Origin of the sequence: Kineococcus glutinatus, from assembly GCF_039542765.1 — a bacterium.
GTDB lineage: Bacteria > Actinomycetota > Actinomycetes > Actinomycetales > Kineococcaceae > Kineococcus_A > Kineococcus_A glutinatus.
This window is the reverse complement of sequence record NZ_BAABIL010000647.1, coordinates 1-1,334: the sequence shown is the minus strand read 5'-3', so window position 1 is coordinate 1,334 and position 1,334 is coordinate 1. Positions and strand designations below refer to the sequence as shown.

2 protein-coding genes are annotated in these 1,334 nt (G+C 79.2%); both read left to right on the top strand.

Annotation, left to right across the window (positions count from 1 at the left end):
* Positions 1–1,043 (top strand): CapA family protein (locus tag ABEB16_RS19560; RefSeq protein WP_345713875.1); only part of this gene is annotated, 1,043 nt, incomplete at its 5' end.
* Positions 1,044–1,144: 101 nt separating this feature from the next.
* On the top strand, positions 1,145–1,334 hold a 190-nt coding region (locus ABEB16_RS19555), incomplete at its 3' end, for a hypothetical protein (RefSeq protein ID WP_345713874.1).

The following is a 1,334-nucleotide window of genomic DNA, read 5'->3' as shown; positions in this document are numbered from 1 at the left end:
TGGACGCGGGGGTCGACCCCGCGATCAGCGCCGCCGTCGGGACCGTCGCCGACGCGGCGGCCGGCGACGGCACCGCCCCCGCGGCGCGGCGCTCCGGGGAGCCGGTCACCGTGGCGCTGGCCGGGGACGTGCACTTCGAGGGCTCCAGCCGCGCCGCGCTGGCACCCGGCGGCCTCGACGCCGTCGCCGGGCTGCTGTCGGCGGCCGACGTGGCCGTCGTCAACGTCGAGACCGCCATCACCGACCGCGGCACGCCCGCCGGCAAGAAGTACGTGTTCCGCGCGCCGCCCGCCGGGCTGGGGGCGCTGCGGGCCGCCGGCGTCGACGTCGCGGCCATGGCGAACAACCACGGCCTCGACTACGGCACCACCGGCCTGACCGACACCCTCGCCGCCGGCCGCGACGAGGGGATGCCGCTCATCGGGATCGGCGCCGACGCCGACGCCGCCTACGCGCCGTGGACGACCACCGTGCGCGGGCACCGGGTGGCGGTGTTCTCCGCCACCCAGGTGCTCGACTCGAACCTGGCCACCGCCTGGACCGCCACCGACGGCCGCGGCGGGCTGGCGTCGGTGCAGACGGAAGCCGGCCGCGAGCGGCTGCTGGCGGGGGTGCGGGCCGCGCACGCGGAGGAGCGCTCGGTCGTCGTGGTGCTGCACTGGGGCCGCGAGCTCGAAGCCTGCCCGCTCGCCGCGCAGCGGTCCCTCGCCGACGACCTCGTCGCCGCGGGCGCGGACGCCGTCGTGGGTTCCCACGCGCACCGGCTGCTGGGCGGCGGCTGGAAGGACGCCGGCGGGCGCACCGGCTACGTCGACTACGGCCTGGGCAACTTCGTCTTCTACTCCGACCGGGCCACGACGACGCAGACCGGCGTCCTGCTGCTCACCCTGCCCGGGGACGGCGGCCCGCCCGACGCGCGGTGGGAACCGGCCGTGGTCCGCTCCGGCGTGCCCGTGCCGCTTCAGGGGGACGCCGCGGCCGCGGCGGTGGCGGCGAAGGACGCCTTGCGCGGCTGCACCGACCTGCGCGGCGCCGGGGCGTGACCGGCGCCCGGGCGCACCCGGCGGGCACGACCACCCGGCGGGCCGACAGGTCGGCCGGCGCGGCGCTCAAGGCTCGGCGCGCAGGTGCCGAGGGTGGGTGCGTGGACATCCTCCGGACGCTGTGGGCCCCCTTCGCCGTCGTCGGCCGCGTCGTGGCGAGGTGGTGGCAGGGTCCGGTGCGGGGCGTCGGCCGGGACTCCGCAGACGCCTGGGGGATGCCGTCGCGGGAGCGCACGGCGGCGGTGCCCGCGGCGCGCCGGGCGGTCGAGCCGCTGGCCGCGGTGGTGCTCG